Here is a 1,392-nt window from a genome sequence, read left to right as displayed (position 1 = left end):
CCCTGAATGCGGCCGGCCGCCGCTTCCGTCCCATCGCCCAGGACCTCGTCCGCCGCGCCGAGCAGGCCGCCGAGACCATGGCCGCCGTCGGCCGGGACGAGCCGGTGGCGCTCACGGCAGTCGCGTCCCCCACGACGGTCGCGCACTTCCTGGCGCCCTTCATGGCCGGTGCCGGACCCGAAGGCCCCGCGCTCCGGGACGCCCTGCAGGAGGAGCCCAGCAAGGTCTTCGACACCCTCCTGCGCAGTGACGCCGACCTGGGGATCTCCACCGTCCCGGCCCCTGCCCCGCTGGAGTCGGCGTTCCTGGGGCGTTCGCCGGTCCTCGCCCAGGTGCCGGTCGGCCACCCCTGGAGCGGCCGCACCGAGATCACCCTCGCCGAGCTGGTCACCGAACCGCTGATCCTGATGACCCACACCAACATGACCCGGCTGGTCCTCGACGAGGTGTTCGCCGGTGCGGGCCTCAAGCCCGCGGCTGTCACGGAGACGGGTTCCTCGGCCTTCGCCCAGGCCCTGGCCGCCGCCGGGAAGGGCGTCTGCCTGGTGACCGACAGTGCTCGCTTCGACCTCTCCGAACTGACCGTGCGCACGCCTGACGGCCTGCTGACCGTGCCCCTGTACGCGGGATGGGACCCCGCCCGCTACGCCCGCTCCGCCATCCAGGACCTCGTCGAGGGTCTGCGCGACTACTGCGAACGCCACGCGCGGCGCTACCAGGAGCCGGATTCCGAACGGTGACGCGCGGGCGCGCCGCAGCCGGCCGCCCGGCGCCGTTTCACCCTCCCGTTCGGATCGGAGCGCTCCGCTCCGTTAGGGTGGAGGTGAGCCGCAGGACGTCGCCGGCGCGACGGCCTGGGCATGCCACCGCCATTCCGGCGGTGCGCGGTGGCGATGCCACCCTCCCGAATCGACAAGAAGGAGTCGTCCGTGGACGACATCAGAACTCGGCGCGGCCACAGGTCGGCGTCGCGTCCGAATGCGGTGCTGGCGGCGCTGCTCGCCGCGGTGAGCTGCTTCTCGCTGATGCAGACCCTGGTCATTCCCGCGATGTCCGTGCTCGCGCAACGCCTGGACACCGACACCGCCACCGCCGGATGGCTGATCACCGCGTTCCTGCTCGGCGGGGCCGTCCTCACGCCCGTACTGAGCCTGCTCGGCGACAAGTACGGCCACCGACGGCTCCTCGTCATCGTCCTGCTCGTGTTCCTCGCGGGCACCCTGGGTGCCGCCGCCGCCCCGAACATCGGCTTCCTCATCGCGACGCGCGCCGTACAAGGGGCCTCGATGGCCTCACTCCCGCTGGCCCTCGCCCTCATCCGCGAAGCGATGCCCAAGGAACGGATCGCCTCCAGTTTCGGCACCACCGCCGCCATGCTCGGCGCCGGCGCCG

2 protein-coding genes are annotated in these 1,392 nt (G+C 72.4%); both read left to right on the top strand.

Annotated elements, in window-relative coordinates:
- On the top strand, window positions 1–740 hold a 740-nt coding region (locus tag CCN56_RS40385; protein ID WP_086832522.1), incomplete at its 5' end, for a LysR family transcriptional regulator substrate-binding protein.
- A 189-nt stretch (window positions 741–929) separates the two neighbouring features.
- Window positions 930–1,392, top strand: a 463-nt coding sequence (locus CCN56_RS40380) for an MFS transporter (protein WP_179200167.1), incomplete at its 3' end; no start/stop codon positions are given.

The sequence above is a fragment of the Streptomyces sp. NRRL B-24572 genome (genome assembly GCF_002156145.1).
GTDB classification, from domain to species: domain Bacteria; phylum Actinomycetota; class Actinomycetes; order Streptomycetales; family Streptomycetaceae; genus Streptomyces; species Streptomyces vietnamensis.
This window is presented reverse-complemented; position numbering and strand designations above follow the sequence as displayed.